Origin of the sequence: Dactylosporangium siamense, assembly GCF_016862795.1 — a bacterium.
Classification (GTDB): Bacteria; Actinomycetota; Actinomycetes; order Mycobacteriales; family Micromonosporaceae; genus Dactylosporangium; species Dactylosporangium siamense.
Genome location: NZ_BONQ01000218.1, coordinates 1 through 5,554 on the forward strand (window position 1 = coordinate 1; position 5,554 = coordinate 5,554).

A 5,554-nucleotide genomic window follows, 5' to 3' on the forward strand; every position below is an offset into this window, starting at 1 on the left:
CCGACGCCCAAGCGGCCAGCTACCCGCTGCAGCACGTCAAGTGAGGGCGTCACCAGGCAGTACCGCCACCGGCGCAGCGTAGCCTTCGAGATGCCCGCCAATGCACGGCGCTCGCGATCAGTCCGCGCACCGAGCGCTTTGGTTCTCGCGCGGAAGACGTCGTCCTTCCAGACGTGGCGGCATCGTCGATCGCTTCCGAATGTCGAGGTTTCAACCATGACACCGCACGGTAAGGGTCCAGATCTGAGCCAAGAAGCTCTTTGGCTAACTAGACTTTTGCAATGCAGTGTGCCACCGGGTCCAGACCTGAACTCCACGTCGAACTGCGTTGAATTGCATAGCAGGTCCATCACCCCGAACTTGCCGATCACAACAAACTTCAGCGGCGCACATTGGTTAACTGTGGCCAACTTCCACAGCCCGGCGACGCTTGCGAGCGTGAGTCTGTGGCGTTCCCGCGAAAGCGCAGGCAGAACTCGTCAGACATCCGCCAGACGCAATCCTCGCGCTTCGGGGCAGAAGAAGACAACGAGCAGACCATTAGGGTATGGGCCGACGAACAGGTAAGGCTGGCTCCGTCCTGGACAGAAGCCACCTGGCATCGAGCCTGCGCCATCCTGCAGTTGCGGATCACAACATCCCCAAGCGTAGCCACCGGGGAACCGATCCTGACGGATCCTCCAGATCCACGCACGGCTACAGACCTTGAAAGGTCAGGTTCGGGGTAGTTCGGGTTCGAGGGTCATGCCGGTCTGAGCGAGGAATCCGGCGGCGAGGTCGGGCTGGTGCTGGATCTGGCGGAGTTGGTGCTTGACGGTCCGGGCGAGGTGGTCGACGCCGTGGGCGGTGAGGTTGGCGATGCCGCGTTTCAGGTTGGACCAGACGCCTTCGGTCGGGTTGAGGTCGGGGCGTATGCCGGGAGACGGATGACCGTCAGCCAGTCGCGGCCGGCGATGAAGTTGCGCATGACCGTGCTGACGTGGGTGTTGAGGTTGTCCCAGACGAGGACGATCGACGCGTTCAGGCGCTGGTGCGCGGCGTCGAGCAGCGCGATGTAGTCGGCTTCGGTGAAGCTGGACTGCTCGCCTTTGCGGCCGCGGTGGGTGAGGGTGCGGAACATCAGTCGGCCACGGTGGCCGGCTTGAGGCAGAGCAATCCGGCGATCGAGACCCGGCCGGAACCCTTCCCGGTCACGGTCACCACCGGGGTCTGCCTGCGCCGGGCCCAGGTCCGGGCCTTCGGCGGTCGCAGCGTCTGACCCGCCTCGTCCTCGAAGCAGATCCACGCCCGCTGCGCCGCCGCTACCCTCTTACCGACGGCCACCGCCGCGTATGCCAGTCCTCGATCTGCGCCGGATCGCGCTCAGCCGCCCTGCGGGCCGAGACCTGCGGGCTGAAACCCATACGGTGCAACAGATACGACGTCCCACGCAGCGTGTACCTGACCCCGAACAGCCGGTCGACGAGCTCAGTGATCCGGGCAAGGGTCCACCGCTGGTCCGGGCCGAACCCGTGCGCCACCGGCCCCCGGTCGAGTTCATCCGCCAGGCGGCGGAGCTGATCGTCGTCGAGCCGGCAGGACGCACCGCTGGAACCCTTCGACGCAAGAGCTTCCACGCCGCCCTCGCCGATCGCGCGCCGCCACCGGTACACGATCTCGGCGGACACCCGCAGCCGAGACGCAACCTCCGCGACTGGCAGTCCCTGCCCCAACAGCACGGCAGCCTCCCTGCGCGCGGCTTCCCGCTTGGTCCGCGCCTTGGCGGTCAGACCGCCACCATCCGGATACCGCATCTCACCGGCATACCCACGCATCGACCAACATCACCCAACGACGCCGATCGAACCCCACCTTTCAAGATCTGTAGCAGGGCAACACCGTGAATCGGACTACCGCACAAGCTGCCAATTACTTAGGTCTGGCCGCTTTCGGCTTGCGCGGCGCATGGCGTCGGTAGGCGCTTACCGTCGGATCACCAGTAAGCCAGAAGCGCCATGGCACGTCATGAGCGCTGGCTACGCCAACGCGTGGCCCTGACTCGATCCCATTCACCAGTACCGACTCAAGCGGGGGCGCAAGCACCAGCGGTCCGGTGCCGTCGATCATGGACGTGCCGTTTGCTTCGCGTCCGACCCCGAGCGAGACAACCAAACGAGCCGGACCCCGGGCAAGATCCCGGATTGCGGTATTGCCACGCCGACCGACAGCAAGATCGACACCGTCGACGACCTCCCCCGCGCGCAGGAGCACAGCGGCGGCTTCGCCCTCGCGTCCGCACACGACGTTTAAGCACCAGTGAACCCCGAACACGAAGTAGAGGTATGCACGCCCCGCCGGCCCGAACATGACCTCGGTGCGCGGCGTCGGACCCCGGTGGGCGTGCGACGCGGGATCTTCGCCGGTGCCGGCGTATGCCTCGACCTCGGTCAGGCGAATCGTGACGCCATTTGCAGTGACACGCCAGCCCAACAGGGACCGCGCGGTGTCCGGGACGTCAGCTGCTGGCGCACGTTGCCACGGATAGATCACGAGACCAGCAAACGCCAAGATTCTTCTCTCGGCCAGCCCGCGCGAACAACGAGACCGGAAATCCTTGCAGCCGCGACCCGTCAGCGAACCCACCGAAGTGCTGCCTGCGCGAGGACCACGAACTTCGCGCCTGTAGCTACACAACCTGGGTGAAGCCTCGCGCACCCCGAAGACCCGCAGCAACCCTGGAAGAAGCCGCACGCCGCGATGCCCATCGAGCCCCGATTCCCTCGCCGTCAGGCACCTCGCAGGTGACAGAGCGCCCTCTCAGCTCATTGCATGGTCCACCAGATCAGCTTGCAGCGGAACTGACCACTCGCCGCGGTCTGACCGTGGTCGCATCCGGTCCGATGGCTACTGGAAGCGACCGAAGGTCCCATGTAGTTCATCGGTGGCGCTGTGTAGCTGCCGCACCAGAGAGCCGATCTGGGTTAGCTCCGCGGGCCATTCTTGCTGCCGGAGCTTCTGCCACCGCTCCTGAGCTGCTGAAAGGGCGACCACTTGCGCCTTGACTCGTCCCAGAAGCTCGTCGAGATCGGAGGGGGTCGGAGAGGTCATGTGGCGCTCCAATCAGTCGATCGACTGCTCATCGCCGCGATAAACGCGGTCGAAGACCCTTCACCTTATAGTCAAATCTGTTGATTCGTGAACATCTGCGCGGCTCCGAAGGCCTGGAGGCGATCGAGTCGCGGCATTAGCCGTTGGCGGTGTCGTCCGGCTTGGTCGTACCTTCACCGCGAAGGTCTGGAAACGTCCGGTGCGCTGTCATCGAGGTCGGGCGAGTACTGCGGCCGTGACGGTGCCGTTGACCGCCTTCTCCGGGCCTTCAGTGGTGCAACGTGCCGGCCGTCGCCACGAAGCGTGATGATCTGCGAGTCGGCGACCGCGCGCGACCTGCGGCGTAAACGATGTCGATCAGGTTCGATCAACCTCCGGTCAGCTGACCAGGACCTGATGCTGGTATCGCCTGCTGCGACCTCCGTCGGCGGGTCCGAGGAGTCCTACGCACAAGCGCCTCAACAGCGCGAAGGTTTGGTGGAACCTCGGACTCGGCAGGTCCCTGCTCAAGGACACGTATGGTCGTCTGAAGGGTGGTCAGCGCCTCAGCGACGGGAACGTCCAGTGTCGCGATGAGCTTGTCGAACGTCCGCTCGAACACCTTCGCCCGCTTGTTGTGCCGGATGGTCCGACAGACTGGTACCGCAATTGCGGCAGCGATGCTTCCGAATCCGACGGCAGAAGCGAAAAAGATCCAGGTCAGCGACACCACAACACTCCGAGTCGGACCCTTGACTGCCCCCACTGGCTTTCCATGCTCTCGAACTGCGGTGCTCGTGGACGACGGCGTGGCTGCCACGTCCTCGGTGGCTGGGCAGGAGGCTCGGATCGGATCATCGCCGTCAGTGGCTTGGGAGCTGCACTCGTGGCCAGCAAAGCAGCGGGAGCGCCCGCACTGGCACTACTCGGCGTTGTGGCCGTTGCGTTGATCGAATGGACTTGCTGACCCGTTGCGAGTCGCGCTCGCATCGAGAACGCGGTCGCGATTATCGCCGCCGTACGGATCGTCTTCATGGCCGATCAGCTGGCCTTGGACTCACTTTGGCCCCTTCGCAAGTCCCGATCGCGGTCGAAGAGGTCCAAGAGCTGGTAGAGAGCCGTCTTCTGATCATCGTCGTAGGCGGACGAGGAGCGGATCGCTGCCCGAACGTCGACGCTATGATCGAGCGCAGGAGTGGTCAGGCCGGCAAGCTGAAGGGCCTCGTCCTGGGGAATGCTGAGGGCTTCGGCAACCTTAAGAACGTTGAGGCGCCGCGCGCTTCGGTTGCGAATGCTGGCGTACTGCAGGCTTCCGATAACAGTGTGTTGAACACCCGAACGCTCGACGAGTTCGCGGACAGTCATTGCTTGCGCGTCCAACTCTCGTTGCACACGGAGCCAGAAGTCGTACGAAGGACCTCGGCCCCCCATGTTCGTCATGACGTCACAATAGCTCACAAGGGCTATTGTGACAACTGATGTCCTGACGTGGCCGCTGACCAACCTGGGCTCAGTTGGTGCTGCTGGTACCGATCGTCGGCCCGTCCCATACACGGGCTCATGCGAGACCAGAGGACTCGATCTGACTCTCACTCGACAACAGGACGGCGCTCGACATACCCCGGCGAGTAGTCCCAGCCATCCCCCAACCACGACGGCTGACCATTCGCCCCCGACGTACGACCATCCACCGAACCCGACGAATACCCCAACGACACGTCCGGCTCCGGGCCACCCAACCCATCCGGCACCGTGATCGGATAGCCGTAACCGAACGACCCCGACGACCCGCCCTGCGACCAGCCATACGCCGCCGACAACGACGTCGCCGCGAAGTTCCCCGCCGACGCCGACGACACCTCCGCCGTCAACGCGAACACCGTCAGCTCCTGCGCGCCCCCCGCCGACTGCGCCGAACCCACCGCTCCCGGATCGCCGGCAACCGTCACCGCATCCGCCGACACCACCCGCGTGCTAACCGTGTTCACCGACCCCGACACCGGCGTCTGCACCTGACACGCCGCCACCTCAGGCGTCGACAGCACACACCCCGGCATCGACACCAAGCGCAACCGCGACCCGTACCCGCCACCGAACACATCGGCAAACCCCGCGTACGACACATCCAGCGCCACCCGACCCGCCGAACCGCCACCATCCGCCCGCGCCGCCGAGAACACGACCCCGGACACGTGCGCCCGCTCCGCCACCGGCCGCGCCGCCACCGACATCGTCAACCGCGCCGGCCCACCCGGCGCCGCCGAACCAGCCCGAGCCTGCTCCGCCCGATACGTCCGCGGCTCCACCGACACCACCGCACCCCGCGCCACCACCGGCAACCCACCCGGCGCCCCCGCCGCACCACCAGCCGCACCCGCCATCGACCGCGCCGCACCCAAGGATGACCCCACCACATCCACCGCACCCGACCCGCCAGCCGGCCACACCGTCGCCGAACTCGACCACAACCGGTTCGTGTCCGCGTTCG

Annotated in this window: 5 protein-coding genes and 1 pseudogene; all 6 read right to left on the reverse strand. The window is 65.4% G+C overall.

Features of this window, described 5'->3' with window-relative positions; translation table 11 throughout:
• Positions 1–218, reverse strand: a 218-nt coding sequence (locus tag Dsi01nite_RS56305; protein WP_203854779.1) for a hypothetical protein, incomplete at its 3' end; no start/stop codon positions are given.
• Positions 219–868: 650 nt separating this feature from the next.
• Positions 869–1,120, reverse strand: a complete 252-nt coding sequence (locus Dsi01nite_RS58165) for a transposase (protein ID WP_239137279.1) — start codon at positions 1,118–1,120, stop codon at positions 869–871.
• Positions 1,121–1,301: 181 nt separating this feature from the next.
• Positions 1,302–1,793, reverse strand: a complete 492-nt coding sequence (locus Dsi01nite_RS56315) for a winged helix-turn-helix domain-containing protein (RefSeq protein WP_239137281.1) — start codon at positions 1,791–1,793, stop codon at positions 1,302–1,304.
• A 115-nt stretch (positions 1,794–1,908) separates the two neighbouring features.
• On the reverse strand, positions 1,909–2,529 hold the full coding sequence (locus Dsi01nite_RS56320; RefSeq protein WP_203854782.1) for a DNA-3-methyladenine glycosylase: 621 nt from the start codon (positions 2,527–2,529) through the stop codon (positions 1,909–1,911).
• Between the two features lie 1,578 nt (positions 2,530–4,107).
• Positions 4,108–4,506, reverse strand: a complete 399-nt coding sequence (locus Dsi01nite_RS56325; protein WP_203854780.1) for a hypothetical protein — start codon at positions 4,504–4,506, stop codon at positions 4,108–4,110.
• 149 nt (positions 4,507–4,655) lie between these two features.
• A pseudogene (locus tag Dsi01nite_RS56330) lies at positions 4,656–5,554 on the reverse strand (RHS repeat-associated core domain-containing protein); the annotation flags it as partial.